This is a genomic window from Haloarcula halophila, assembly GCF_029278565.1.
Taxonomy (GTDB): Archaea; Halobacteriota; Halobacteria; order Halobacteriales; family Haloarculaceae; genus Haloarcula; species Haloarcula halophila.
This window is the reverse complement of sequence record NZ_CP119559.1, coordinates 1381402-1406255: the sequence shown is the minus strand read 5'-3', so window position 1 is coordinate 1406255 and position 24854 is coordinate 1381402. Positions and strand designations below refer to the sequence as shown.

The 24854-nt window shown below is 64.2% G+C and carries 27 protein-coding genes; 18 read left to right on the top strand and 9 right to left on the bottom strand.

The window, feature by feature from the left end:
* The first annotated feature begins 35 nt into the window (after positions 1-35).
* The 4 genes from P0204_RS07435 to P0204_RS07420 all read left to right on the top strand — a co-directional run bounded on the left by P0204_RS07435 (position 36) and on the right by P0204_RS07420 (position 3952).
* The gene (locus P0204_RS07435; RefSeq protein ID WP_276223002.1) at positions 36-1535 is read left to right on the top strand and encodes a carboxypeptidase M32; all 1500 of its coding nucleotides are present in this window, start codon (positions 36-38) and stop codon (positions 1533-1535) included.
* A 92-nt stretch (positions 1536-1627) separates the two neighbouring features.
* Complete coding sequence (locus tag P0204_RS07430; RefSeq protein WP_276223000.1) at positions 1628-2614, top strand: methyl-accepting chemotaxis protein; 987 nt, start codon at positions 1628-1630, stop codon at positions 2612-2614.
* A gap of 60 nt (positions 2615-2674) precedes the next feature.
* Positions 2675-3490, top strand: coding sequence for an SAMP-activating enzyme E1 (gene ubaA / locus P0204_RS07425; protein WP_276222999.1), 816 nt, complete (start codon positions 2675-2677; stop codon positions 3488-3490).
* An 81-nt stretch (positions 3491-3571) separates the two neighbouring features.
* Complete coding sequence (locus tag P0204_RS07420; RefSeq protein WP_276222997.1) at positions 3572-3952, top strand: DUF5658 family protein; 381 nt, start codon at positions 3572-3574, stop codon at positions 3950-3952.
* Here P0204_RS07420 and P0204_RS07415 read toward each other — a convergent pair whose 3' ends face one another.
* A complete protein-coding gene (locus P0204_RS07415) occupies positions 3953-4864 on the bottom strand; it encodes a cobalamin-binding protein (RefSeq protein WP_276222995.1) in 912 nt (303 codons plus the stop codon). It abuts the gene before it with no gap.
* A 97-nt stretch (positions 4865-4961) separates the two neighbouring features.
* Here P0204_RS07415 and P0204_RS07410 point away from each other — a divergent pair, with 97 nt between their 5' ends.
* The 4 genes from P0204_RS07410 to P0204_RS07395 all read left to right on the top strand — a co-directional run bounded on the left by P0204_RS07410 (position 4962) and on the right by P0204_RS07395 (position 7682).
* Positions 4962-5441, top strand: a complete 480-nt coding sequence (locus P0204_RS07410; RefSeq protein ID WP_276222993.1) for an RNA-binding protein — start codon at positions 4962-4964, stop codon at positions 5439-5441.
* A 104-nt stretch (positions 5442-5545) separates the two neighbouring features.
* Positions 5546-5905, top strand: coding sequence for a cell division protein SepF (locus P0204_RS07405; RefSeq protein ID WP_276222992.1), 360 nt, complete (start codon positions 5546-5548; stop codon positions 5903-5905).
* Positions 5906-5973: 68 nt separating this feature from the next.
* Positions 5974-6918, top strand: coding sequence for an ABC transporter ATP-binding protein (locus tag P0204_RS07400; RefSeq protein ID WP_276222990.1), 945 nt, complete (start codon positions 5974-5976; stop codon positions 6916-6918).
* A complete protein-coding gene (locus P0204_RS07395) occupies positions 6915-7682 on the top strand; it encodes an ABC transporter permease (protein WP_276222988.1) in 768 nt (255 codons plus the stop codon). Before P0204_RS07400 ends, P0204_RS07395 begins: the two co-directional genes overlap by 4 nt.
* A gap of 240 nt (positions 7683-7922) precedes the next feature.
* Here the strand turns inward: P0204_RS07395 and P0204_RS07390 are convergent, their stop codons facing one another.
* Both P0204_RS07390 and P0204_RS07385 read right to left on the bottom strand, forming a co-directional pair.
* Entirely contained in the window at positions 7923-8315 is a 393-nt protein-coding gene (locus tag P0204_RS07390) for a DUF5611 family protein (RefSeq protein ID WP_276222987.1), read from the bottom strand.
* Between the two features lie 38 nt (positions 8316-8353).
* The gene (locus P0204_RS07385; protein ID WP_276222985.1) at positions 8354-9145 is read right to left on the bottom strand and encodes a DUF7093 family protein; all 792 of its coding nucleotides are present in this window, start codon (positions 9143-9145) and stop codon (positions 8354-8356) included.
* Positions 9146-9279: 134 nt separating this feature from the next.
* Between P0204_RS07385 and P0204_RS07380 the strand changes: the two genes are divergently transcribed.
* From P0204_RS07380 to P0204_RS07370, 3 genes are all read left to right on the top strand, one after another.
* Entirely contained in the window at positions 9280-11628 is a 2349-nt protein-coding gene (locus P0204_RS07380) for a CARDB domain-containing protein (protein WP_276222984.1), read from the top strand.
* A complete protein-coding gene (locus P0204_RS07375; RefSeq protein ID WP_276222983.1) occupies positions 11613-12332 on the top strand; it encodes a hypothetical protein in 720 nt (239 codons plus the stop codon). The genes P0204_RS07380 and P0204_RS07375 overlap by 16 nt, the downstream gene beginning before the upstream one ends.
* Positions 12333-12421: 89 nt before the next feature.
* Positions 12422-12715, top strand: coding sequence for a DUF6432 family protein (locus P0204_RS07370; RefSeq protein ID WP_276222981.1), 294 nt, complete (start codon positions 12422-12424; stop codon positions 12713-12715).
* 17 nt (positions 12716-12732) lie between these two features.
* Here P0204_RS07370 and P0204_RS07365 read toward each other — a convergent pair whose 3' ends face one another.
* Complete coding sequence (locus P0204_RS07365) at positions 12733-13905, bottom strand: MBL fold metallo-hydrolase (RefSeq protein WP_276222979.1); 1173 nt, start codon at positions 13903-13905, stop codon at positions 12733-12735.
* A 70-nt stretch (positions 13906-13975) separates the two neighbouring features.
* Between P0204_RS07365 and P0204_RS07360 the strand changes: the two genes are divergently transcribed.
* Together P0204_RS07360 and P0204_RS07355 are read left to right on the top strand one after the other, a co-directional pair.
* The gene (locus P0204_RS07360; protein WP_276222977.1) at positions 13976-14578 is read left to right on the top strand and encodes a transcription antitermination protein; all 603 of its coding nucleotides are present in this window, start codon (positions 13976-13978) and stop codon (positions 14576-14578) included.
* Between the two features lie 122 nt (positions 14579-14700).
* Positions 14701-15057 carry a winged helix-turn-helix transcriptional regulator gene (locus P0204_RS07355; protein WP_276222975.1) on the top strand — a complete coding sequence of 119 codons (357 nt, stop codon included), beginning with the start codon at positions 14701-14703 and terminating at the stop codon, positions 15055-15057.
* A 4-nt stretch (positions 15058-15061) separates the two neighbouring features.
* Here the strand turns inward: P0204_RS07355 and P0204_RS07350 are convergent, their stop codons facing one another.
* Positions 15062-16408 carry an RNB domain-containing ribonuclease gene (locus P0204_RS07350; protein WP_276222973.1) on the bottom strand — a complete coding sequence of 449 codons (1347 nt, stop codon included), beginning with the start codon at positions 16406-16408 and terminating at the stop codon, positions 15062-15064.
* 41 nt (positions 16409-16449) lie between these two features.
* Complete coding sequence (locus P0204_RS07345; RefSeq protein ID WP_276222972.1) at positions 16450-16731, bottom strand: DUF7562 family protein; 282 nt, start codon at positions 16729-16731, stop codon at positions 16450-16452.
* A 127-nt stretch (positions 16732-16858) separates the two neighbouring features.
* Between P0204_RS07345 and P0204_RS07340 the strand changes: the two genes are divergently transcribed.
* The 4 genes from P0204_RS07340 to P0204_RS07325 all read left to right on the top strand — a co-directional run bounded on the left by P0204_RS07340 (position 16859) and on the right by P0204_RS07325 (position 21431).
* Positions 16859-18433 (top strand): bacterio-opsin activator domain-containing protein, encoded by a 1575-nt coding sequence (locus P0204_RS07340; RefSeq protein ID WP_276222971.1) that lies wholly within the window; start codon positions 16859-16861, stop codon positions 18431-18433.
* Positions 18434-18695: 262 nt separating this feature from the next.
* Entirely contained in the window at positions 18696-19667 is a 972-nt protein-coding gene (locus P0204_RS07335) for a phytoene/squalene synthase family protein (protein WP_276222970.1), read from the top strand.
* Between the two features lie 19 nt (positions 19668-19686).
* Positions 19687-20412 carry a lycopene cyclase domain-containing protein gene (locus tag P0204_RS07330; RefSeq protein WP_276222968.1) on the top strand — a complete coding sequence of 242 codons (726 nt, stop codon included), beginning with the start codon at positions 19687-19689 and terminating at the stop codon, positions 20410-20412.
* 44 nt (positions 20413-20456) lie between these two features.
* Positions 20457-21431, top strand: a complete 975-nt coding sequence (locus P0204_RS07325; protein ID WP_379801714.1) for a Brp/Blh family beta-carotene 15,15'-dioxygenase — start codon at positions 20457-20459, stop codon at positions 21429-21431.
* A 126-nt stretch (positions 21432-21557) separates the two neighbouring features.
* Here P0204_RS07325 and P0204_RS07320 read toward each other — a convergent pair whose 3' ends face one another.
* The gene (locus P0204_RS07320; protein ID WP_276222964.1) at positions 21558-22886 is read right to left on the bottom strand and encodes an ammonium transporter; all 1329 of its coding nucleotides are present in this window, start codon (positions 22884-22886) and stop codon (positions 21558-21560) included.
* A 4-nt stretch (positions 22887-22890) separates the two neighbouring features.
* Positions 22891-23019, bottom strand: coding sequence for a hypothetical protein (locus P0204_RS07315; RefSeq protein WP_276222962.1), 129 nt, complete (start codon positions 23017-23019; stop codon positions 22891-22893).
* Between the two features lie 366 nt (positions 23020-23385).
* Here P0204_RS07315 and P0204_RS07310 point away from each other — a divergent pair, with 366 nt between their 5' ends.
* Positions 23386-24072, top strand: coding sequence for a hypothetical protein (locus P0204_RS07310; RefSeq protein ID WP_276222960.1), 687 nt, complete (start codon positions 23386-23388; stop codon positions 24070-24072).
* A 58-nt stretch (positions 24073-24130) separates the two neighbouring features.
* On the opposite strand, the gene P0204_RS07305 is transcribed toward P0204_RS07310, so the two are convergent.
* Positions 24131-24721 (bottom strand): 50S ribosomal protein L15e, encoded by a 591-nt coding sequence (locus P0204_RS07305; protein ID WP_276222958.1) that lies wholly within the window; start codon positions 24719-24721, stop codon positions 24131-24133.
* Positions 24722-24854: the final 133 nt, after the last annotated feature.

Sequence of the window (24854 nt, the reverse complement as noted above, 5' to 3'; positions counted from 1 at the left end):
TCGTCCATTTACCGTGTGGGTCCTAACGGCCGGCCATGGCACGCGCAAGCGAACAGTCCTCCACCTACGAGCAGTTCCTCGATCACGTCCGACAGCTCCACTACGTCCAGGACGCCAACGGTGTCCTCCAGTGGGACCAGCAGGTGATGATGCCCGACGCCGGCACGCCGGCGCGAGCGAAGCAATCCTCGGCGGTCTCGACGCTCCATCACGACCTGCTGACCGACGAGCGACTCGGCGAGTGGCTCGACGAACTCGACGAGGCGGACCTCGGCGACGAACAGCGGGCCGTCGTCCGCGAGGTCCGCCGCGATCACGAGCGTGCGGTTCGGGTCCCAGCCGACCTCGTCGAGCGCATCTCGGAGGCCTCCTCGAACGCCTTGCCCGTCTGGAAGGAGGCCAAGGCCGAGGACGACTTCTCTGCCTACGCCGAGACCCTCGAAGAGCTGGTCGACCTCCGGCGGGAGTACGCCGAGGCGATCGATCCCGACCGGGACCCCTACGAGGTACTGTTCGAGGAGTACGAGCCGTACCTGGGCATCGACACCGCGGAGGACGTACTGACCCGCCTGCGGGACGAACTCGTCCCGCTGATCGACGACATCGCCGACAGCGACGTCTCCCTGGCCGATCCATTCGAGGGAACCTACGACGACGACACCCAGCACGGCCTCGTCGAGGAGGCACTGGACGTGCTGGGCTACGACTGGGACCGCGGCCGCCTGGACACCGCGCCCCATCCGTTCTCGACGGGAACCCAGTTCGACGCCCGCGTCACCACGCGGTTCAAACCCGACGAGCCGCTGGACGCCGTCGGCTCGACCATCCACGAGTTCGGCCATGCCACCTACACGCTGGGGCTACCCCAGGAGCAGTACGGGACCCCGCTTGGCTCGAACCGCGACCTCTCGGTCCACGAGTCCCAGTCGCGGTTCTGGGAGAACCACGTCGGCCGCTCGCTGCCGTTCTGGGAGTTCTTCGCCGGGACGGCCAACGACCACCTCGGAACCGACGCCACGCCCCGTGCGTTCTACGAGGCCGCAAACGAGGTCTACGACGACAACCTCATCCGGGTCGAAGCGGACGAGTTGACCTACCACATGCACATCATCCTCCGGTTCGAGATCGAACGGGATCTCATCCGCGGTGATTTGGACGTCGAGGAGGTCCCACAGGTCTGGAACGACAAGATGGAGGAGTATCTGGGGATCAGGCCCGACACAGACGCCGAGGGCTGTCTCCAGGACATCCACTGGACCAACGGTGCCTTCGGTTACTTCCCGACGTACACGCTGGGGTCGGTACTGGCCGCGCAGTTGAACCACCACGTCCGTCAAGACATCGCCGACTTCGACGAGCAGGTTCGAGCCGGCGAGTTCGGCGAGATCCACGACTGGCTGACCGACCACGTCCACCGCCACGGCGCCCGCTACACGACCGACGACCTGATCCAGGAGGCGACCGGCGAGTCCTTCACCGCCGACCACTTCCTCGACTACGCCGACGAGAAGTACCGCGCGCTGTACGACTGCTGATCGCCGATCGATCGTCCAGTCGCCGGGCGCGGTTTTCAAAACTGATACTGTTTGGTACACCTCTTATATAATAATGAGTAGACCGACCTCCTATGGCCAAAAGCGATCTCGATAGCGGAGAGTTGGCGAGCGACGCCGATATCGACGACGACATCGACGCTGATATCGAGGACGACGTCGCCGAGAACATCGATCGCCAGGCAGGCTACGACCACGAGCAGGCCAGCGAGATACAGACACTGATCGCCGAACTGGAGAACTCCTCTGTCGATATCGCCGAGGAGACCGACGACATCCGTGAGCAGGCGGCCGAACAGTACGAGGCGATCTCGGAGGTCGCCAGCGAGGTATCGAACCTCTCGGCCTCCGTCGAGGAGATCGCCTCCTCCTCCGAGGAGGTCTCGGCGGCCACTCGGGAGGCGACGCAACTCGCAGAGCGGGGACAGGACAACGCGGAGGACGTCCACGCGGCCATGGAACGGATCCAGTCGGCCGCCGGGAGCGTCGCCCAGGACGTCCAGACCATCCAGGAGAGCGTCGAGGAGATCGACGAGATCGTCGAGGTGATCAACGACATCGCCGACCAGACGAACATGCTGGCGCTGAACGCATCGATCGAAGCGGCCCGGGCCGGTGAGGCCGGCGAGGGTTTCGCCGTCGTCGCCGACGAGGTCAAATCGCTGGCCGAGGAGTCCCAGGACCAGGCCGCGGCGATCGAGCGGATGATCGACGGCATCCAGGACGACACCGCAAACGCCGTCGAGAGCCTCGAAGAGAGCAACGCCGAGATCGACGAGAGGATCGAGACCGTCGAGGAGTCGACGGAGATCCTCGACGAGATCGGTGACGCGGTTACCGAGGTCAACCACGGGATCGAAGAGGTCGCGACGGCGACCGACGAGCAGGCCGCCGCGACCGAGGAGGTCGCGAGCATGCTCGACCAGTCGACGACCGCCGCCCAGACGATCGCCGACTCGACTGCCGAGATCGCCGAGGAGGCCGTCGGACAGACCGACCAGATCGCGGCGATCAACCGGAAGATGGACGGCCTGGTCGCGGACCTCCAGCGGAACAACTGATCGGGCGTCGCCCGACAGCCGATCCCGCCGTTTATCTTCGCTGGGGGGCAACCCTCGGCCATGCGTCCGGATCTGGACCCCGAACAACTCGACCGGTACTCCCGTCACATCATCATGGACGACGTGGGGCCGGACGGACAGGCGGCGCTGCTGGACACCGACGTTCTCGTCGTCGGTGCCGGCGGACTCGGCTCGCCGGTCTTGCAGTATCTCGCGGCCGCCGGAATCGGCCGGCTGGGTATCGTCGACGACGACACCGTCGAGCGGTCGAACCTCCAGCGGCAGGTGATCCACCGTGACGACGACATCGGGCGGCCGAAAGTCGAAAGCGCCCGCGAGTTCGTCACGGGACTGAACCCCGACGTGACCGTCGACGCCCACGAGACCCGGCTGACAGCCGACAACGCCGCCGACCTCGTCGACCGCTACGACATCGTCGTCGACGCCTCGGACAACTTCGCCACCCGGTTCCTGGTCAACGACGCCTGCACCCTCTCGGGGACGCCGTTCTCCCACGGCGCGGTCTTCCGGTTCGAGGGGCAGGTGACGACCTTCTCGGGCGAGGGACCGTGTTACCGCTGTCTGTTCCCGCAGGCACCGCCGGAGGGGACCGTCCCGGACTGTGCGACCGCCGGCGTCCTGGGCGTGCTCCCCGGCACTATCGGTTGTCTCCAGGCCACGGAGGTCGTCAAACTCGCGATGGAGTACGGCGAGTCCCTGGACGGCCGACTGCTGGCCTACGACGCCACCGACATGTCCGTCGACGAGGTCCCGGTCGCGCCCGACCCGACCTGTCCGGTGTGTGGGGAGGACCCGGCGATCGACCGGGTCGCCGACGCCAGCTACGACGGCCGGTGCTCGCTCGCCGACGACTGATCGCTACGGGCGGTTCTCACTGCTGATAGCTGCACAGCGACGCTTATGTCGGATTAGCGAACAGGTGTCGATAGGACTTCCATGCCGAATCCCGAGCAACGACATCCCCTCGCCCGGGCGTTGACGTTCCGCCTCCAGAAACCCGGCTACGTCGAGTTAGTGTTCGCGCTGGTGTTGATCTGGGGCTTCGGCGACGCGACCTCCACGCTGTTTGCCGCCCGCTTTGCCGGCGCTGGCCTGGAGGCCAACCCCTGGATTCGGCTGCTGTTGCGCCACCAGCCGATGGCGGTCATCCTCCTCAAGGGAGCGACGGTCCTGTACGTCGGTGTCGTCCTGCTTGAGTGTCGCCAGTTCGTCGAATCCCTCCCCTGGTGGCGCGCCTGGCTGCTGGCCGTCGTCGCCGCCGGGGCGCTCGTGGTCCTCGGAAACGTCTACGTCGGTCTGCTCGCCGTCGCGGCCTGATCAGGCCCGGACGGTCCCCAGTTCGACGACCGCGTCCCGCGGTGGCGCGTCGAAGCGGTCCGGATGCAACAGCGCCGCCAGAAACTCCATCGTCTCGACGAGCCGTGGCCCCGAGCGGTTGACGTAGTGGTGGCCGTCCATCACGTGGACACGACCCTCCCGGACCGCCGTCAGTTCCTCGAACCCGGGGCGGTCGGTCAAATCCCGGCGGTTCTCGCGCGTCTGGTCGATGTCGAAGCCACAGGGCGCGGCGACGAGCACTTCGGGATCGTACTCGCGGATCTCATCCCACTCGCGCGGTCGGGACTCACCGCCAGCGACCTCCAGGCCGTAGCGGCCGCCGGCCCGCTCGACCATCTCGGGGACCCAGTGGCCGGCGACCATGATCGGGTCGAGCCAGTCCAGGACGGCGACCCGGGGTTCGGTCTCGGCACATGCGGCGGTCGTCTCGACGGCGGCGACCCGACCCCGGAGCGTCGCGACCAACTCGCTCGCCCGCTCGTCGCGATCGATGGCCATGCCGACCTCGTGGATCGACTCGAAGAGGTCGTCGAGGCTGTGGACGTCCAGCGTCAGTACTTCGGCGTCCAACCCCAGTTCCTCGACGGCCGTCGCCACCTGGACGTGATCGACGGCACAGACGTCACAGACGCCCTGTGTGACGACCAGGTCGGGGTCCAACTCCGCGAGTGTCGTCCGGTCGATGGCGTAGACGCCGTCGCCGGCCTCGGCGTCGGCGACTTGCTCGTTGATCTCGGCGCTGGACGCAGTCGGGTCGACCCGTGTGCGGTTGACCGCCGGTCGTTCGCGGGCGGCCGGCGGGTAGTCGCACTCGTGGGATACCCCGACGGGTTCGACCCCGAGTGCGTAGACGATCTCCGTGGCGGACGGCAGGAGCGTGACGACGCGCATACTTCTCCTACGGGCGGTCCCGGGCTAAAGGCACCGCTCGTCCCCGCGCTCGTGGGAGGTCGTTACGCTTACGCTCCCTGCCACACGAGAGGGGCACATGAACGTCAAATCGCGCCACCACCTCCGCTCGGACGAGGTCGACGCCATCACGACCGCCCTCTCTGAGCACCTCGGTGTCGAGTTGGACGCCGACAGCTACGAGAAAGTCGAGTTCGACGACAGCGACTGGGACGTCGTCCTCGTCGACGGGGACCCGCTGGTGCTATACGTCGACGACGAACCGTTTCTCACCGTCGAGGGGGCCAACGACTACCCGCCACAGAAACACGTCGTCACGGTCGACGCAGGCGCGATCTCCTTCGTCTCGGACGGCGCCGACGTGATGCGGCCCGGGATCACCGAGGCCGACGCGGACATCTTGGATGGTGACTTGGTCGCCATCGCCGAGGAGTCCCACGGGAAGGTGCTGGCGATCGGCCGCGCGATGACCGCTGGATCGGATATGGTCGGCGACAGCGGGAAGGTCGTCTCCTCGATCCACCACGTCGGCGACGATCTGTTCGAGTTTTCGGTGTAGCGGGCGTTCGCTCTCCGTTCAGACCGCTTTTGTTCAGGAACCAATCGGAGAACCAAACTGTGTCTGACGTAAGACCTAAATCGTCACGGCACGCCGTGGGGGACATGGGACTCATGAGTTCGATCCTCGGCGAGTCGGGGTCGTCCCGGAAGACCGACGACTACGTCGAACTGAACGCCGACGACTTCGAGACGTCCGGGGCCGACGTCGACCGACAGGTCCGGATCGCACAGATCAGCGACACACAGGACGTCGTCGAGATCAAGGACGCGGTCTACGACGGCGACATCGTCATCGCCGACATCATCCGTCACTCCACGCAGGACCGGACGATGGAACACATCAGCGACGAACTCAAGCAGGTCACGAACGAAGTCGGCGGCGACATCGTCCAGAAGGACGACGACCAGCTCATCATCACTCCGTCGGGCGTCGGCATCTCCCGCGACCGGCTGGGTCGGTAGTACGGTACCAGGGATCACACGCGCCCGGCTTCGACGTGTTTTTCGGCCTTCGAGCGCTTGCCTAGACGATGACTGAGCCGGCAATCCGTGCCCGTGACGTACGCAAGCAGTACGGCGACGTGCAGGCACTCGACGGGCTAGAGTTGACCGTCGAGCGCGGCGAGTTCTTCGGCCTTCTCGGCCCCAACGGGGCGGGCAAGACCACGTTCATCAACACGCTGGTCGGCCTGGTCCACAAGGACGGCGGGACCGCCGAGGTGTTCGGGTTCGACGTCGAGGACGACTATCGGGAGGTCCGTGACCGCATCGGCCTGGCACCACAGGAGTTCAACGTCGACCGCTTCTTCCCGATCATCGAAGTACTGGAACACAAGGCCGGCTACCACGGCATCTCCAGCGCGGAGGCCACGGAGCGGGCCGAAGAAGCCCTGAAGACCGTCGGTATCTGGGAGAAGCGGGATACCCGTTTCGACTGGCTCTCGGGCGGGATGAAACGCCGGTTCATGCTCGCGCGTGCGCTGGTCTCGGAACCCGATCTACTGATCCTGGACGAACCGACCGCGGGCGTCGACGTCCAACTGCGCCACGACCTCTGGGATATCATCAACCGGATGAACGACGCGGGGACGACCATCGTGTTGACGACCCACTACATCGAAGAGGCCGAACGGCTCTGTGACCGGGTCGCGATCATGGACGGCGGCCGCAAGGTCGAGGTGGCCACGCCCGACGAACTGATGGCCCGGGGAACCGATACCATCGCGATCGGACTCGCGGACCCGCCCCGAACAGCGCCGACGCTGAGCGTCGACGGCGTGACCGATATCGAGGTGACCGACGACGGACTCAGCGTCACCGCCTCGGGCGGGAGCCAGACCGCGCCGGCGCTCCTCCGTGAACTCGAAGCGATGGGCCACACCGTCACGTCGCTGGACATCCGTCGGGCTTCGCTCGAAGAGGTGTTCGTCGACATGACCCGTGACGAACGCGAGTACGCGGAGGTGTCAGCATGAGCCAGGGGACGACACAACTCCTGACACTGACTCGGCGCGAGGTGCTCAGGTTCGTCCGGCGGCCGTACAACACGTTCCTGCCGCCGATCATCACGAACTCCCTGTATTTCGCCGTCTTCGGTGTCATCCTCGGCAGCCGGATCGGCTCGATCGCCGGGGTGAGCTACATCCAGTTCGTCCTCCCGGGACTGGTCGTCCTGGGTGCGATCTCCGATAGCTTCGAGAACGCCTCGTTCACGATCTTCCACGGCCGGTGGAACGAGTACATCCAGGCGGTGACTACCTCCCCGATGTCGAACCGGGACATGGTGTCGGCGTACGTGACAGCGAGCGCGCTGCGGGGGATCGTCACCTCGCTGTTGATCATCGGCGTCGGACTCGTCTTTACTTCGGTCCCGGTCGCCAACCCGGTCTACCTGATCGCGTTCGTCCTCGTCATCACGACGTTGTTCGGCGGTCTCGGTGTGATCGGCGGGCTCTGGGCGAGTGACTTCGACTATCTCACGGTGATGAACCAGTTCATCCTCCGGCCACTGGTGTTTTTCGGCGCGGTGTTCTACTCGCTGGAGGTCCTCCCGCCGCTCTGGCGGAGCGTCTCGCTGTTCAACCCGATGGTCTACATGGTCAACGGGGTTCGCTATGGCATGATCGGCGTGACCGAAATCGATCCCAACACGTCGCTGCTGGTTCTGACCGGCGCGACGATCGCTGTCCTGGCGATCGACTTCCTGCTGTTCAAGCGTGGCTACGGACTCGCAGAGTAAGAACCGGGACCGAAGATGACGGATACGTGGAGGGAGCCACCCTCCAGGAGGTCATCAACACATGACGTAGCAGCGGATCGCTGCCAGAGCCCGGATACTTGTGAGCGCCTCCGGGAACGGCGTAGGTGAGTGAACGACATGTGCGTATTTATCCTTGACGGCCGTGATAACGATACACAGCGACGACTATCGCTGTTCGAACCGCCGGTGTCCCGGCGGGACATCTATCGTGGCGCCGGCTTAGACGTTGTCGGGCTTGTCAGCTTCGTCCTCGACCGATCGCTTCATCGAGTCCCGGCGTGCCTTCGCGTCACGATCGGTCGCGTCCTCCAGAAAGTCGTTTTTGACTGCGACGGCGTCTTCGGCTGCCTCGACGTGACCCTCGGCGATGACCTCCTCGGCAGGACGCTCGTCGATGTGTAGTGCCAGTTTGTCTTTCTTGCCACTGTAGGTGACCCTCCCCGCGACGACACGTTCGAACACCGGATTGTCCGGCTCGTCGACGACGAGCAGGTCGTTACCGTTGTAGTCCTCCGTGTCTGTCACCTCTCCGAAATACTCCTCGACGAACGCTTCCATGTCAGGGACGCGGTCCTCCAGATGCTCGCCCCGTCGCATCTTGTACTCTCGCATGGATTGGACTTTGCGAGGCCCCGTCTTACCCTTTGTGTTCACTCGGTGTGTTCCGTGACCAGTGCGCCCTTCTGACACTCCGGACAGAAGTCACCTGCCCGCAGCGACGATGCCTCCACGTCGGTCGTAAACCCACACTCCGGACAGCGAAACTGGCCGTCGGGGACCGTGATAGCCGTGCCACCCAGTGGTTCGACGTCCGGTCCGTCGTCGGTCTCGTCTTCCGTAGACACCGGCTCCCACTCCTCTCGTTGCCCCTCGCTGTCGGTCCCGTCGTCCGCTGCCTCCTGGGGCCACTCACCGGGGTCCCGATCGGTGTCGTCGTCCGTCTCGTCGAGGATGACCGCGTCGTCGTCTTCGGGATCGGGCTCGGGTGCTGTCCCGTCCTCCGCGTCGGGAATTCCGCTCGTCGTCGCCGGTTCGTCGAGTTCGGTGTCGCCGCTGTCGGGACCGTCCTCGCTCTCGATGATCTCCGCGTCGTCTTCATCCGGTGGTGTCGGCGAGGGTGGCGTCGAACTGCCGACGGCCTCGCCGGTCTCTCCACCGTGGTGTGGTTCCTGTTCGACCGCGTTCGGCTCGCTGCCCGTGGCATCGCCGTCCGTGTTCTGTTCCCCGTCCTCAGTATCGTCAACCTCCTCGCCAGCGATGTCCGAGGGCGTTTCGATCGCCGTCACTTCCTTGTTCTCGGAGACGACCCGTGTGTTTCCACACCGCGTACAGGTCTCCGTCTCCGTGATGGTGATGACGACTTCGCTCCCCTGTTCCTCTCGGTCGCGCTCGACGGTACTCTCACCGTACGTATGCCCGAGGATGGAGCATTTGAGACCCATTGTCAGTGTCTCCTCTCGTGACGTACTTAAACCCTCCCTGTCGCTCTGTCGACACTGGTGTTCCCGCGCTTCTCGAGTAATGTATCGATATAGAAAGGACTATATTTATTCTCTATATTACGAAATTTTATACCATGGGAGGCGGCGAACGGCTACCGATGCGAACGAGTACGATCGCTGTCGTCGTCTTCGTGGTTGTCTTGTCGGGGACTGTCGCTGCCTCGACGAGCGTGAATGCGAGCGATCCACCGCTTGCCGATGCCGGGCTTGACCAGACTGTCTCGCCGGGGACGACAGTCCATCTCGACGCGAACGGTTCACGCGACCCGGACGGACGGCTCTCTTCCGTTCGATGGCGAATCGATGGACCGGCCGGCAGCTCGGTGACGCCCGACTGCCGGTCCTGCCGACAGACGACGTTCAGACCCACCACTGTCGGGCAGTACAACGTTACGCTCACCGTCACCGACGACGACGGACAGACTCGCTCCGACGCGCTCGAAGTCGTCGTCGAACCCGATGACGGACCGGTCGTCTCGCTCGCTGGGCCGGCGACCACATCCCAGGGACGACCCACGACCATCCAGGCCAACCTGACCACTACTGCTGGCCGTCTCGATACGCTCGCGTGGGTCATCAACGGGGAGTTCGTCCGTCGTGAGCCTGTTACGGGCACAGAGACGACCGTATCGCTTACCCGACGATTCGATGCGACCGGTTCGGTACAGGTCCGTGCGGTCGCGTACGACACCGGCGGCCATCGCGGGACAGCATCGCACGGAGTGACTGTCACACAACCACTGGAACCACCGACACCTGGACCGCCACCGGGTCCTGGAGAGCCCCAACCTACACCGGAACCAGGCCCTCCCCCGACGAACGGTTCGCAACCGGGTGGCGGTAACCCGTCCTTCGGGATCACCCAACTTACCGCACCGACACGGGCGACGACGAGTTCCGCCGTCCCTGTCACGGCTACCGTCCAGAACACTGGGACGGCCCGTGGCACGTATCCGGCACGCCTGCTCGTCAACGGAAGCGAGGTCGGTCGGGAACCGGTGACAGTCGATCCGTCAGCGTCGGGCACTGCCACGTTCCGCCACCAGTTCACACAACCGGGGACGTACAACCTCACCGTCGGGACCCAGTCGACGCTACTCGAGGTTGGTCCCGCTGTCTCCGGAAACAGTGGGCGGATATTCGTCGAGACGATCCACGCCCCCGATGAGGTCCAGGAGGGCACGACTACTACCGTCTACGGGCGGGTGGTCAATACGGATACTACGACCCGAACACTCGACACGCCGTTTGCCATCGACGGACGAACGGTCGATACCAAATCGGTGACGGTCGAGCCGAGCGAGACACGATACGTCGCGTTCAACGCTACGTTCGACACTCCGGGAGCGCGGACCGTCAGTATCGGTACCGAATCGACGACGGTCGTCGTCGATCCGGTCGCTGATCCGCCGACCTTCCGTGTCGTTCGTCTTACCACGCCCAACCAGACACTCGATGTCGGTGAGCGTGGGACGTTTATCGCCACCGTTCGGAACGTCGGTGAACGACCCGGAACATACGATGCGACGCTGACCGTCGACGGGGAATCGGTCCAGACCCAGTCTGTAGCCTTGCCTGTCGGTGCCGAGAGACAGGTTCGGTTTACCAACTCGTTTGCCGACGACGGTAACTACTCGGTCAGCGTCGGGACCAAGCAACGATCGGTCGAGGTTGTCGATTTCGGACAGGTCCGTGTCTCCAGCCTCGACGTACCGAACCGAGTCGAGACCGACGAGAACTTCGACGTTAGCGCTACGATCACGAACACGTACTCCCATCAAGAAGTACAGGACTTCGAACTCTACATCAACGGTAAACTAGAGGGACGAAAGGAGTACGTCTCGATTTCCGGGGGCAGCCAGACCACCGTGGTGTGGGAGAACCGATATCTGGAACACCGCGGTGCGTTCCCGCGGACGTTCGAGATCCGCGTCCGGTACCAACGCGGGAACGTCACCGTCGTCCCACCTGTCACGGAGGATACCAGCAACGCCGGCTCGACGTGTGACGGCGCTTACGTCTGGACGGATATGGACGGTGACCTCGTCGGCTGTCTGGATCAAAACAGTACGGATATCCACTACAGCGACGACGGTGAAGAGGTTTGGATCGACGCGAACGGGAAGGATGGACTGCAAATTTCACAGGACGGAGAGATGGTTACAATCATGAACGATACTACAGTTGAGGAACACGGGGGCAAAATTCCCGGAAATATCGTACAAAAGTATAAGAGAAAAGAATATAATACTAGGTATATTGGCGGAAAAGACGAAGATTCATCATCAACTATTGATTTAGATGGCATGAATACAAAAGATGGCGACAGTGACGACGGTACTGGCAGCTGTCCGACCTGCCGATCTGACCCGGCTGATTCAAGAATAGGTTGCCGAACTGGAACAGGATGTCAGATATATTAAAAATGGCTAAGAAAATGAATATCCGACTGGGTATTATTGTATTTGTCGTTGTAATAGCCTCTTTTTCTGGCTGTACTGGACTATCCGACAGTACTCAAAAAACAACTACGTCTGAACCACAGTCGCCGACTCCGATACACGACGCAACCAATACTGAATCTACCACTCCAACTCCAACCAATACGGGAGGCTCCACGGATACTCCCAAGACGACATCAGTACAACAAACTGAAGAAGCTGATACTACCACCGAATATAATAAAACGATAGAATCACGCCGACAGCACTACCGTATCTTTGCCGAGGACTATGTTCGTGGTGTCGCCGGTGGGAACAGTACTACTACGTTCGGCCTTGCGGAGATTGATGCCCGAAACCGTAGTGTTCGATTCTTCCACCGAGCACCGACGAACAACACGAGCCAATATCTGTTGGAACAATACGTTATCCTCTATGGATATCAACGTATTATCGAAACGTATCCTAGGAATGAGGAGCCGTTTACCGACGAAGATAAATCCTGGATCCCCCGCACGGTCAACGTTACCGTCCGAACGCAGGATGGCCGGTTGTACGAACGGGCATACATCAAGTACGACTGGGGACTTGCCCGAGCGAACGGTAATATATCGGAACGAAAGTACCATTTCCTCTACATCGGTGAGGCCGAACCTGGCCCAGCACATCCTGAAGAAGGGATCTAGCCACGTACCTCACCTGACTGTCGCCGTCGACGGAACCGACCCGTTCAGCGAGGGACAAAGCCAAGAACTAGCCAGTTATACAGAGACGTATGAGAGCGAAGCCCGAGTACCGAGACCGGGACGACGCGGAGGTCGCGGTGCTCGATGCCCTCGCTGATCGCCATCAAGAAGGGATGACGGTGTTCGAACTCCGGTCCCGTGCAGACGTCAGTATCGACCAGATCGAGGGAGCACTGGCCGCGTTGAAAGCCGACGACCTCATCGAGGTTGAAGACGACGGCGAGCGGACCGTCATCCGTCCGGAGGAACACGTCGTGGGGACTCCATCACCGGACGAAGACGAATCGTTACTCGAACAGTTACGGCGACGGTTACCGTTGTAGCGCCACGCTGCTACGCCTCAATCGTCCGCCGGTGTCGCCGCACAGTTGTTCGGACCGAGTTCGAGTTCGAACGCCGCCTCGTCGTCGACCACCGCGACACCGAGATTGATGTCGATGATTCGTTCGAAGTTGGCCGGCTGTGGGGGGATGTCATCACGGAGCCAGGTCACGAACGAATCGCGGTCCATTCCGAAGGCCGGGAGTCGCTCGCGGAGTTCGCCCAGGCGTGCGGTGTAGCTCCCGTCCTCGACCGGGATCGTCTGTGTGCCGTGGTGGCCGGGCGCGACGAGCGTCTCGTCGGGGAGGTCGGCCAGGCGCTCGGTCAGCGTCACGTAGAGTTCCGCTGCGAGGGCCGCCACGCCGTCGCTTCCGGTTTCGAGGTCCGGTCGCGCGATGCTGTCCAGAAAGACGCTGTCGCCGGCCAGCAGGATATCACCGACTCGAAAGCCGGTCATCCCTGTCGTGTGGCCCGGTAGTGCCAGTGATCGAAGGGTCGCCGAGCCGACGATGATCGACTCGCCGGGGTCCAGCGCGGTCACGTCGAAGGTGACGCCACGCTTGACCGCCGCGGCGGGCAGGACCGGTTCGGTGTCGGACTCGGTTGCCAGACGATCGAGCCCGCTCACGTGGTCGGCGTGGACGTGGGTATCGATCGCGTAGGTCAGGGTCGCCCCGTGGTCGCGGGCGTCTGCGAGGTATCGATCAGTGAACGAACGGAGCGGATCGACGACGGCGGCCTCGCCGTCACTGACCACGAGATAACTCAGACAACCCGAGGAAGGCCGCTCGTACTGGAGGATCGTCCCGGTTGGTGACGGGAGTTCGGTCACTACGTAGAGCCGCGCCCATCCCTCCATCCCCTCGGCGAGGTTCTGTGCCTCGATGCCGGCGTCTTCGAGGAGGCCTGCGACGAATGCGCTCCCTTCCCCGCGGCCACAGACGACGGTGATCGGACCCTGGCCCGGGAGATCGGCGACGAGTTCGTCGACATCGCCGGTGACCGAGGCCTGGATGAACTTCGAGAGCGGTACCTGTGAGGCGGTGACCGAGGGGCCGTCGATGTGCCACTCCTCGAACTCGTCGCGGTCGCGGACGTCGAGGAGTCGGACTCGTTCACCGGCTCGGAGCTGTGTGTGGAGCGCCGCCGGTGTCACCGACGGCGCATCTGTCGGTGGGTCTGGGCCAGTCATATCGGAGACAGGGCCTCGGCGGCGATAAATCGGGCGGAGGGTCTATGACGATCTCGCTCCCAGAGGCCGTATGGACGCCGACGGAGTCATCTCGACCGTTCGCGACGAGCAAGCGACCGAACTCGACCGGTTGGGTTCGGACAAGGCACTGATCGCCGCGACAGGAGCGACACTGGAGACCGACGCGGTGCGCGAAGCGGCGGCGACACGGGAACACGCGCTCGCGTCGGCACTCGACGACTGGAGCGACGAGATCGACGGCGCTATCGGCGCGGCGTTCGCTGCGGCTGCCGACGGGGCAGCCGAGCGGGCGAGAAGACTCGACGCGCCTTCGGGCGCGCCCGACGCGTTCGGTGAGCATCTGGGGCAGGTCACCGGGACCCCGGAACGCGTCGGTGCCGGGCTCGTCGCCGCGCCGTTGGTCCTGGACCGGTTCTATCTCCAGGTCGTGAGCTTCTTCGTCAACGAGGCGGACGAGCGGGGAGCGGCGCTCGCGAGAGAACTCCGGACAGCGGCCAGTGACTTGGAGGAAGCGCGTAACGCACTCGGTGTCCTCGCGACCGAAGACCGTGAACAGGTGCGGAACACGGCAGTCGAGGCCATCGGCGTCGCCTACACTGCCTACGCCGACGCGCTGACCGAGATGGGACTCGATCCAAAACCGATCTGCTAGTCGCGTCGGTCCGTGGTGCCGGGGTAAGCCGTGATATCACAACGGACGACCGGGGTCGGACAGTCCCCCGCAACTCGTGTCGACAGCAATACCTATTTTACGTGTGGTTTTGAACTGATAGTATGGCCGGTGAGCCGGAGACACGAGACTACCACCCGTGTGAGCACGACGGCATCCGCCGGGCGACGGCGATCCTCGGCCGCAAGTGGCATCCGCTGTTGATCACGACACTGCTGACCGACGGTCCCCTGGGGTTCAACGAACTGAAGGCCCGACTGGACGGGATCTCGGACAAGGTACTCTCGGAGTGTCTGGACGAACTTCAGGAGGCCGGCCTGGTCACCCGCGAGGTGATCGACGACAAACCGGTCAGGGTCGAGTACTCGCTGACGGCCGCCGGTGAGGCGCTGCAACCGGTGATCGACCAACTCCGGGAGTGGAGCAGAGAACACCTCGATGCAGCAGAGACGGGTGCCTGACTCGTTACTCCTCGTCGCGCCCGTCTCCGTCGCTCCCGTCCTCGCCGTCGACGATTTCGATCCCGCGGTTGTTGACCGCCGAGGGGTCCAGACCGACCTCCTGGAGGAAGTTCTTGTACTCCCGCTCGCACTGTTCGGCGTCCTTCTGGCGGTCGCTGGCCCGATCACACAGCGCGATCAGATCCTCGGGCACGTCGTTGGTGTAGACGATCCAGTGGTTGATGAGGTCCGAGAGACGCCGGATCGGCGAGGTGAAGTGGCCGTAGATCTCGAAGTTCAGCGCGTGGTGGCCGCCGAAGGGGTCGTTCATGTACTTCGCGCGTGGCATCACCTTCATCACGGCCCACTGGATCTTGTCCAGTTGGCGTCCGGGGGCCTGCTCCAGCGTCGCGTTGACTGCCTTCCGGGGGTCGTCCCACGTGCTGCCGGGGATCGAGACGCCGTCCAGTTCCTGGATCTCGACGAGCGCCTCGTCCCACTCGTCGGGACTGGGCTGGGGGTGGACCCGATACATCGCCTCGACCCCGCGGTCCCACATCAGTTCGTGTGTGACGGCCTTGTTGGCCTTGAGCATGCACTCCTCGATGATGGTGTGGGCGCGGTCCCGGGCCGGGTTGAGCACGAGCGAGCCGTCTTCTTTGCGCTGTTCGTGCATCCGGTCGGCCAGTTCCCAGACGAGTTCGGTCTTCTCGGCCAGGTCGACCGACTGGTCCTCCAGCAGGTCCGCGGCGCTGTCTGGATCGTCCAGCAGTCGCTCGGCCTCCGTGTAGGTCAGGCGAGCGTCGCTCTCGATGACTGACTTGTAGATCTCGATGTTCTCGTAGCCCAAGTTCTCCTTGTCGAGGTGCATCTCGACGGTGTGAGCAAGCCGTTCCTCGTTGGGGACCAGCGAGCAGACGGTCTCGGCCAGCACCGGCGGCAGCATGTGGACTGTGTAGGCCGGGAGATAGACGGTGTTGCCCCGCTCGACAGCTTCGTCCCACATCGCGGTGTCGGGGTTGACGTAGTGGGTCACGTCGGCGATGTGGACCCAGAGGACGTACTCGTCGTCGCGTTCCTCGACGGAGATGGCGTCGTCGAAGTCCTGGGCATCGATGGGGTCGGTCGTCCAGGTCGTCATCTCCCGGAGGTCCTCGCGGTCGTCGATCTCCTCGCGGATCTCGTTGTCGACGTCCTGGGTCCGTGCCTTCGCCTCTTCGAGGACTTCCGGCGGGAACTCGTCGGGGATACCGAACTTCTCGAACAGTTCCTCGCGTTTGTTCTCTAAGTGTCGGGCCATCTCCTCGTCGATCTCGACGGGGCCCTGCCCTTCGGCGGTGCCGGCCGCCGCCTGGGCGTCGTCGGTAGTCATAGGGCCGGCTACGACCAGGGTGTAGTTAGGACTGTCGGGGCCTACCGCTCGACGTTGCGTTCCTCGGAGAGTTCCCGATAGCGTTCCAGAAAGGTCTCCCGATCGGTCTCACCGGCACCGGCCGCATCGAGTGTCGTCTCCAATCCCTCGCGTGGCTGTCGACAGAGGTCGCTGAAACAGTCGGTACAGAAGAACTCGAACTCTTTCTCGTGTCGCTCCCACCGATTACCGTGCTTGTCGTACTCGCGGGCGTCCGACCGTGCGACGCTCTCGCCACAGCCGATGCAGGTCACCGTCTGCCGGTCGGTCCGGGACCCGAACATACCTGGCGGTAGCGACCACTCCGTAATAGCCTTTCCCCCCGGTCGGGGTGGCTGGCGACCCCACGATTTATCCGCTGGCCAGCAGTAGTGTGTGCATCGACACCATTCACCGGTGGCCGGATTCGCCATGAGGGCATCACAGACACTCGCGCGGTCGACGCTGGACACGCTGCCGATGAACATCGCGGTGTTGGACGAGGACGGGACGATCCTCTTTACCAACCGGGCCTGGCGGGAGTTCTCCGGGGTCGAAGACGAGGAGATCGAGGGGGTCAACTACTTCGAGACGACCGACGTCGAGGCCGACGAGTACGCACAGGCGGCCGTCGACGGGATCAAGTCGGTCATCGACGGGGAGGAAGAGCTGTTCACGCTGGAGTACCCCTGTCACACGCCCGAGAAACAGCAGTGGTTCCTCATGCGGGTCGCCCCGCTCCCACAACAGGAGGCCGGCAGCGTCGTCATCGCACACATCGACATCACACAGCGGAAGCTCGCGGAACTCGCGGCCGACCGCCGGAGCGAACAGCTCGATGCCCAGCGCCAGGACCTCGAACACCTCCTGTCGCGGATCGACGGCCTCGTCCACGCCGTCCTCGACGACGTGATGTCGGCCGACTCCCGTGAGGAAGTCGAGCGGACGATCTGTGACCGTGTCGAGACGGTCGAGTCCTACCAGGTGGCCTGGATCGCGGGCTTCGACATCCGGCGGGAGACGCTGGAACCGACGGCCGGATCGCCGGACGCGACTGCTGGGATCTCCATCGAGGCCGACGACCCGGTCGCGACTGCCGCTCGGACCCGGGAGATCCAGACGGTGACAGGGGAGTTCGGCGACACCCACGCAGGGATCGCCGGCATGGAAGCGGGATCGATGGCGGCTGTCCCGCTGGCTTCCGGCGAGTCGCTGTACGGGGTTCTGACAGTTTATGCCGACAGTATCGACGTGTTTGACCCCCGCGAGCGGGCCATCCTCGGTGTGATCGGGCAGGCGGCCTCGAAGGCGATCGACGCCATCGAGACCAGCCGGGTGTTGACTGCCGACAACGTCACCGAACTCGAACTCCAGATCGCCGACGAGGATGTCTTCTTCGTCGGCGTCGCGGCGGAACTGGACTGTCGGATGGAGTACGGCGGGAGTGTCGCCGACGAGGACGAGACGGTCATGTTCTTCAACGTCACCACGGACGACCCGTCGGCGGTCTGTGCCCTCGCCGCCGACCACCCGCAGGTCACTGCTGTGACCCACGTCTCCTCGGGTGACGAGACGTCGCTGTTCGAGTTTACCGTCGCCGATCCGCCGGTTGTCTCGCTGTTGGCCGACCGCGGTGCCGAGACGACGGACATCGTCGTCGAACCGGGCCGGGCGACGTTCACGGCGACGCTCTCGGCCGAGACAGCGACCCGTGCCGTCGTCGAGCACGTCCGGGACCACCACCCGAACACGGAGCTCCTCTCGGTCCAGGAGCGGGACGAACCGCCGACGACCAGAAAGGCGTTTCTCACGTCAGTCGAGGAGGACCTGACGAACCGGCAACTGGCCGCGCTCAGGAAGGGGTACCTCGGCGGGTTCTTCGAGTGGCCCCGTGAGGTCTCGGGAGACGAACTCGCGGCGTCGATGGATATCACGCCGTCGACGTTCCACCAGCATCTCCGTGCGGGCGAACGAAAGCTCCTGACAGCGGTGTTCGAGTCCCGGTAACCCACTCGCGGGAGACGACTGCACGTCTCCTCCAAAGTAGTTGGGTACACAGCTTAAAGTCGCAGTACCACTATTTGCATGTAGATGACGTGTCATCTGGATTCCAGCGGAACGCCGCGTTCGGTGTTCCCCTCCGACCGAGGGTATCCCAGTCCGGAACGGACCGCGAGACCGCTGGGAGGAACCGCTTCGAACGTTCGAACGGCGCTTTCGATGCCTGCCCCAGAGGCACGACTCGCGTACTGACCGATCCTGTAATTCAATGCAATCTGATAATATCCAGGCCAGCAAGTCGATCCAGCAACGAACGGGCCGAACGTTCCACCTCGCGACCCGTCTGCTCCCCGAGCGAACCCGCCATCCGACCTACGTGATGTACGCCTTCTTCCGGGTCGCCGACGACGTCGTCGACCAACGGGACGGGCCGCCCCCGAACGTCCAACACGAGCGGCTCGAAGAGTTCCGGGAGATGGCGCTTGGCAACCGGGAGCCCGAGGACTCCGACGAGGGTGCGGTCCTCGCGGCCTTCCAGCAGCTCCGTGAGGATCACGACATCCCCGACGAGGAGGTCAACGTCTTCATCGACGCCATGGAGATGGACATCGCCCAGGCGCGGTACGAGACGTTCGAGGACCTCCGTGAGTACATGCGTGGCTCCGCCGTCGCGGTCGGGAACATGATGACGATGGTGATGGACCCGCCGGAGAAAGAGACGGCGCTCCCACACGCCCAGGCACTGGCCGAGGCGTTCCAGTTGACGAACTTCCTCCGGGATGTCCGCGAGGATATCCACGATTACGGCCGGGTCTACCTCCCACAGGAGACGCTGGAGCACCACGGCGTCACCGAAGAGCAACTGGGCGACGCCGAGGTCGACGAGGGGTTCCGCGCGGTGATGCAGACGGAGTTGGCCCGGACCGAAGAGCTGTACCGAGAGGGAGTCGCCGGCATCCGGTATCTCCCCGAGGACTGTCAGTTCGGCGTTCTGCTGTCGGCAGTACTGTACGCCGAACACCACCGTCTCATCCGTAACCGTGGGTACGACGTCCTCTCGGAGACGCCCGAACTGACCCGCCGTCGCCGGCTCTGGCTGTTGGCCCGGACCTGGTGGCACTGGCGCCGAAACGGTGATCCCGAGGCGACGTTCTACGCGGTCAGTGCCGTCTCCGAACAGTCGCCCGGGACAGTTCCGGCCGAGGTCACTAGCCCGGGACAGCCGACCTGGCGCGGGTGAGGACTCTCCGACCGGGTCGATGACAGCCCTGCTCACCTATCTCCAGTTCCACGCGCTGTTCGTCGTCCCGGTGGTCGTGGGACTGGTACTGACGACCCCGTACCGACTCGCTAGCCGCCGGACTGTCCTCACGGCCACGGCATTGCTGGCCGGACTCGCGCTCGTGTACACGACCCCCTGGGACAACTACCTCATCGGACGCGGCGTCTGGTGGTACGGTGAGGGGACGGTCCTCGTCCGCGGGTTCCGTGCGCCGCTGGGGGAGTATCTCTTCTTCCTGTTACAACCGTTCCTGGTCGGCCTCTGGCTCGCTCGCTTCCGGGTCGACACGACGCCGTCGTTGCGGACGCCGGTGCGGGTCCGTGCCGTCGGCTTCCTGGCAGCAGCCCTCGTAGGAATCTCGGGCCTCGCTCTCCTCGACCGGTCCAGCGGGCTGTACCTCGGATCGCTGTTGGCCTGGAGTGCGCCGATCCTCGCGATCCAGTGGGCCTTCGGCTGGCAGTTCCTCCGCCGGGAGTGGCGGACCGTCGCCGTCGGGACGCTGGTCCCAACCGGCTACCTCTGGTTGATCGACAGCGTCGCGCTGGCGCTGAACATCTGGTCGCTCTCGGACCGGTACACGACCGGGCTGGAACTCCCGGGACTCGGGCTACCGATCGAGGAAGCCGTCTTCTTCCTGTTGACGTCGCTGTTCGTCGTCCAGGGGATCGTCCTCTACGTCTGGGTGGTCGATAGATGGTCGTGACGCGATTCCCCGAGCGCACCCGCGAGACGCTCCGGGATACCGGGATGGTTCCTTCCTGGGTGATCGTTGTCCTCGTTGTCCCGTTTCTCGCCGGCGTGTCTGTCCCGCTCTCGCTCCAGTATCTCCCACTGATCGTCAGCGCGGTTCTCCTGGGACTACCCCACGGTGCCGTCGACCATCTGGCGGTAGCGCGCGCACGCGGCCGAGAACCGACTTACCGGGCGATCGCCCGTGTGGTCGCCCTCTACGGCGTGGTGGGTGGTGCCTACGCAGTCGCGTGGTTTCTCGCGCCTGCGCTCGCGTTCGTCGTGTTCATCCTCGTCACGTGGTTCCATTGGGGTCAGGGCGATCTCTACGCGTTGGTGGCGCTGGCCGGTGTCGACCACTTGGAGTCGGTTCCACAGCGACTCGCTACCGTCGCCGTCCGGGGTGGACTCCCGATGTTGGTCCCGCTGCTTTCGTTCCCGGAGTGGTACCGTCGCGTCGCGACCGATCTGGTTGGCCTGTTCGCACCGACAGCGGTGACGGCGCTCCAGTGGGCGTTCCGGCCGCAGGTCAGAGCAGCTCTCGCGATCGGCTACGGCGTCCTCGTCGTCGCCGTCTTGGTTGTCGGCTACGCCCGGGCGGACAGCGTCCGGCCGTGGCTGCTCGACGCCGGTGAGACGGTGGGACTGATCGCGTACTTCGCGCTCGTCCCGCCGGTGGTAGCCATCGGGTTCTACTTCTGTCTGTGGCACTCGCTGCGCCACGTCGTACGGTTGCTTGCCGTCGACGACACCGCAGTTACAGCCATCGAGGCCGGTGACGTTCGGACCGCGTTCCTGCAGTTCGCCCGGGATGCGGCACCGCTGACGCTCGTCTCGCTCGCACTACTGGGCGGGCTCTCTCTGGTCGTTCCGAACCGACCGGAGACGGTTCCCGAAGCCGTCGCCCTGTACCTGGTGTTCATCGCCGTCGTCACGCTCCCCCACGTTGTGGTGGTGACGGTGATGGATCGGGAGCAGAGCGTCTGGTCGTAGTCCGTCCGGGCCGATCTGGAGCAGAGCATCTGGTCGTAGTCTGTCCGGACCGACCTGGAGCAGAGCATCTGGTCGTAGTCCGTCCGGGCCGACCAGGGGCAACGCCTCGCCCCCGTCCGAAGCCGTTCAATCGTCGGCAGGGGGGTTGTCGCCCGCTGGTTCGGGGGACGACTGTCCGTCGCTACTCCTATCGACGAACTCGGGATAGGCGGTGTAGCCGTGTTCGATCCGGTCGAGGCCGGTCGACTCTGCTTCCCTGTCGACACGGAGGCCGACGGTCACGTCCGCGAGCGTGAAAACTATCCACGTGCTGACGACGGTCCACACCGCGATGGTGACGATCCCCACCGTCTGTGCGACCAGTTGCATCGCGGAGAACCCGCTGACGGCGAACACCGGGATCAACCACGTCCCCAGCGCGCCGGCGCTCCCGTGGACAGCAAAGACGCCACAGACGTCGTCGATCTTCAGCCGGTTGACGACGAAGTGGTAGACCAGCGGGGTCTGGATGCCCGCGAGGATACCCAGGACGAGCCCACCGTACCACGTGACGTGTGGGACGGCACCGGTAACGGCGACCAGCCCGGCGAGCAGCCCGTTCGCAGTGAACAGCGGGTCGGGTTTGCCCTTCGTGTAGGCGGTGGTCAGCGCCGCAGCGACCGCACCCGCGCCCATTCCCAGCGTCGTGTTGAGTGCGACACGGCCGAGCACGGCAGCGTTGAACGCCAATTGCCCGTTCTCGGCTGCCAGGACCGTCGCCTGGGTCCCGACGTTGAAGCCGTACCAGCCGAATGCGAGGATGAAGGTTCCCAGCACGGTAAACGTCAGCGAGTGGCCGGGGATCGGTCGGCTCGTGCCCGTCCCGTCGAACCGGCCGCGGCGTGGCCCGACCATCCAGGCACCGACCAGACCTGCCAGGCCGCCCAGCATGTGGACGACGGTCGCACCGGCGAAGTCCTGGTAGCCGACGCCCAGCGCCATGCCGAGAAACCCGTCCGCGGAGAGCAGTCCGCCGCCCCACGCGAACCCCTGGATGACTGGATAGATGATCGCGGTGAGCGCGATCGAGTAGATCACGTACGCCTTGAACTTGATCCGTTCGGCGACCGCACCGCTGACGATGGTCGCGGCCGTCATGGCGAAGACGGCGCTGAACAGCCAGTCGACCCACTGGGTCGGATCGCCGATATACGAGAACGCGCTTGCCAGGTCGTAGCTACCCGGTGACGTGAGCCCGCCCGCCAGCCCCGCGATCCCGAGGCCGACCAGGAAGTACACGAGCACGCCCATCCCCCAGTCCATCAGGTTCTTCATGAGGACGTTCGCGACGTTCTTTGCCCGGACTTGCCCGGCCTCTAGCATCGCGAACCCGGGCTGCATGAAGAAGATGAGAAACGAGACGGTCAGTATCCAGATCGTGTTGACTCCGCTGGCGAGCGTCCCCAGGTCGACCATCGGATCAGTCCTCCTCCCGACAGCCGGTCGTCAGTACCCGGCCGCGGCTGTCGGCGCTCGGTCGCCGACGTGAGTACAGTGCCAGGCGTTCGTCCATACTACAGCTCGTCTCCGGGTTAGTCTGCCCGATCATCTCATCAGCGACCTCTCGAATGCGAGGATATAACGCTTCTCCGGAAATAATACGCACATCTACGAACTATCTAGCCACATTCCATCAATATAAGGGAGTTTTGCGCCAACACAGTCGGTCTCCCCTTGCTCTTGATCGGTGGGCGACGGTTCCCGGGGCTCAACGCTGCTATCGCCGATTGTCGACGACGATCGATGTCGGTGACGCGAACCGTTCCCAGTTGGTCGGTTCTGCGCCTCGTATTGATTAATGGATAATAGGAGTAGGTTTAGCATGCCCCGCTCGCAAGACACGAGCAGTGAGTGATCGCCATGAGTGCGGGATGCGTTCGGAGCGGGCGCCGGCCGTACGGCTGGGGGATCGATGATGGCTGACCAGTCGGCCACGGAACGAGCCGAGATGATGGCTCAGATGGCACCCCATCCGTCCGTGACCACGGACATTCTACTGGGGGGTGGCCCGGATTTCACTGGCTCCCGTCTGGTCGGCGACCCACCCGTTGCGTACCTCGACGACACCGAAGCACCGGCATACGTCCTGACCGACGCCAAACGCGGGCTGGCGATCGGGCTGAAGCGCGATCGGACCCCGCCCGACGACGACAGGGGGACGGTCGTTCTCGTCACGGGCCGTCGGACGCTCTGTCTCGTCGGGACGCGTCCCGACGACACTGTCGTCGAGATTCCACACGCCAGTGTCGCCGATGTCGAGTACCACACCGGCTTTCTGGCAAACCGGCTCGAAATCCGCACGCCGGACCGGATCTACCACTGCTGGCTCGATCGCGGAACCGACGAAGATCTCTTGGAACAGACAACCGAGTATATCCGCCAACGGCTCGCGGAATCGGCGGACGGCGACGCCGACACCGCAGCGAGTGTGCTCACCTACCGGGGCGAACCTCTCCCTGGACACACGGCCCACGACACTCCCGTTGCGACCGACGGCGAGGGCTCCAGTGGCGACGGAACCGAGGAGACAGACGAGGACGGCGATGCCGACGACACCGTGATGTACCGCGGTCAGCCGGTCGACCGGTCGTATCTGGAGTGAGGTCGTGTCGCCACTGGGATCGGAACCGTGACGAACCGAAAACAGCGTTACGGGGGCGTTACTTGCCCTTACCGCGGTTCGCGCGCAGGGACGGCCGGGTCTTCTCGGTGCCCTTGCCCTTCTCGCCGAGGCCGCGGTTTCGCTTGCCGGCGCCGGTCAGGCCACGGAAGACGCGGTCCGTGTGGTCGTCGTCACAGATCCACGAGAGATCGTCGTCGTTCTCGATGGCCGGATGTTCCGGGTCGACGAGGATGATCTCGTGCCACTTCTGTCGGCCGTCCTGACCGACGGAGTAGCTGTTGAGCACCCGAAGGTTCGGGTAGACCCGTGCGGCGCGCTCCTCGGCGACGCGCTGGATGTCCTTCCGGCGGGTGATGCGGGTCACGCCCTGGCGCTTGCTGCGGCGCCCGGCCGTGAACCGCTGTTTGCGGGCCCCGCCCTTGCGGACGGAGACGCGGGCGACGACGACGCCCTGTTTCGCCTTGTAGCCCTGCGAACGGGCCTTGTCGAGGCGGGTCGGGCGCTCGATGCGCTCGACTGCGCCCTCGTTGCGCCAGTCCTGTTGTCGCTGCCACTGTAGTTCCGCGAGCTTTCCGTCGCCCGGGTTCTTCCAGGCGTCTCGAATGTAGGAGTATGCACTTCGTGCCATGGTGTCTCACCACGGGCGTTGCGTGGTTCAAGTCCCGAGCGGGACTCACATCCCGACCTGTACACACAGGTGCCCGCTGGTGCCCGTCCGCCAGCGAGTTGAAGGTACTTTCCGGGTAGTCCCCTTAAGATGT

What these genes read in the sequence shown, in the direction of transcription:
- P0204_RS07435 (WP_276223002.1), top strand. Translation starts at nt 36, where the DNA reads ATGGCACGCGCAAGCGAACAGTCCTCCACCTACGAGCAGTTCCTCGAT.
- P0204_RS07340 (WP_276222971.1), top strand. Translation starts at nt 16,859, where the DNA reads ATGAGGGCATCACAGACACTCGCGCGGTCGACGCTGGACACGCTGCCG.
- P0204_RS07390 (WP_276222987.1), bottom strand. Translation starts at nt 8,315, where the DNA reads ATGCGAGAGTACAAGATGCGACGGGGCGAGCATCTGGAGGACCGCGTC.
- P0204_RS07360 (WP_276222977.1), top strand. Translation starts at nt 13,976, where the DNA reads ATGGACGCCGACGGAGTCATCTCGACCGTTCGCGACGAGCAAGCGACC.
- P0204_RS07325 (WP_379801714.1), top strand. Translation starts at nt 20,457, where the DNA reads ATGGTTCCTTCCTGGGTGATCGTTGTCCTCGTTGTCCCGTTTCTCGCC.
- P0204_RS07320 (WP_276222964.1), bottom strand. Translation starts at nt 22,886, where the DNA reads ATGGTCGACCTGGGGACGCTCGCCAGCGGAGTCAACACGATCTGGATA.
- P0204_RS07430 (WP_276223000.1), top strand. Translation starts at nt 1,628, where the DNA reads ATGGCCAAAAGCGATCTCGATAGCGGAGAGTTGGCGAGCGACGCCGAT.
- P0204_RS07345 (WP_276222972.1), bottom strand. Translation starts at nt 16,731, where the DNA reads ATGTTCGGGTCCCGGACCGACCGGCAGACGGTGACCTGCATCGGCTGT.
- P0204_RS07305 (WP_276222958.1), bottom strand. Translation starts at nt 24,721, where the DNA reads ATGGCACGAAGTGCATACTCCTACATTCGAGACGCCTGGAAGAACCCG.
- ubaA (WP_276222999.1), top strand. Translation starts at nt 2,675, where the DNA reads ATGCGTCCGGATCTGGACCCCGAACAACTCGACCGGTACTCCCGTCAC.
- P0204_RS07330 (WP_276222968.1), top strand. Translation starts at nt 19,687, where the DNA reads ATGACAGCCCTGCTCACCTATCTCCAGTTCCACGCGCTGTTCGTCGTC.
- P0204_RS07355 (WP_276222975.1), top strand. Translation starts at nt 14,701, where the DNA reads ATGGCCGGTGAGCCGGAGACACGAGACTACCACCCGTGTGAGCACGAC.
- P0204_RS07365 (WP_276222979.1), bottom strand. Translation starts at nt 13,905, where the DNA reads ATGACTGGCCCAGACCCACCGACAGATGCGCCGTCGGTGACACCGGCG.
- P0204_RS07395 (WP_276222988.1), top strand. Translation starts at nt 6,915, where the DNA reads ATGAGCCAGGGGACGACACAACTCCTGACACTGACTCGGCGCGAGGTG.
- P0204_RS07310 (WP_276222960.1), top strand. Translation starts at nt 23,386, where the DNA reads ATGGCTGACCAGTCGGCCACGGAACGAGCCGAGATGATGGCTCAGATG.
- P0204_RS07375 (WP_276222983.1), top strand. Translation starts at nt 11,613, where the DNA reads ATGTCAGATATATTAAAAATGGCTAAGAAAATGAATATCCGACTGGGT.
- P0204_RS07410 (WP_276222993.1), top strand. Translation starts at nt 4,962, where the DNA reads ATGAACGTCAAATCGCGCCACCACCTCCGCTCGGACGAGGTCGACGCC.
- P0204_RS07420 (WP_276222997.1), top strand. Translation starts at nt 3,572, where the DNA reads ATGCCGAATCCCGAGCAACGACATCCCCTCGCCCGGGCGTTGACGTTC.
- P0204_RS07350 (WP_276222973.1), bottom strand. Translation starts at nt 16,408, where the DNA reads ATGACTACCGACGACGCCCAGGCGGCGGCCGGCACCGCCGAAGGGCAG.
- P0204_RS07415 (WP_276222995.1), bottom strand. Translation starts at nt 4,864, where the DNA reads ATGCGCGTCGTCACGCTCCTGCCGTCCGCCACGGAGATCGTCTACGCA.
- P0204_RS07370 (WP_276222981.1), top strand. Translation starts at nt 12,422, where the DNA reads ATGAGAGCGAAGCCCGAGTACCGAGACCGGGACGACGCGGAGGTCGCG.
- P0204_RS07405 (WP_276222992.1), top strand. Translation starts at nt 5,546, where the DNA reads ATGGGACTCATGAGTTCGATCCTCGGCGAGTCGGGGTCGTCCCGGAAG.
- P0204_RS07400 (WP_276222990.1), top strand. Translation starts at nt 5,974, where the DNA reads ATGACTGAGCCGGCAATCCGTGCCCGTGACGTACGCAAGCAGTACGGC.
- P0204_RS07335 (WP_276222970.1), top strand. Translation starts at nt 18,696, where the DNA reads ATGCAATCTGATAATATCCAGGCCAGCAAGTCGATCCAGCAACGAACG.
- P0204_RS07385 (WP_276222985.1), bottom strand. Translation starts at nt 9,145, where the DNA reads ATGGGTCTCAAATGCTCCATCCTCGGGCATACGTACGGTGAGAGTACC.
- P0204_RS07315 (WP_276222962.1), bottom strand. Translation starts at nt 23,019, where the DNA reads ATGATCGGGCAGACTAACCCGGAGACGAGCTGTAGTATGGACGAACGC.
- P0204_RS07380 (WP_276222984.1), top strand. Translation starts at nt 9,280, where the DNA reads ATGGGAGGCGGCGAACGGCTACCGATGCGAACGAGTACGATCGCTGTC.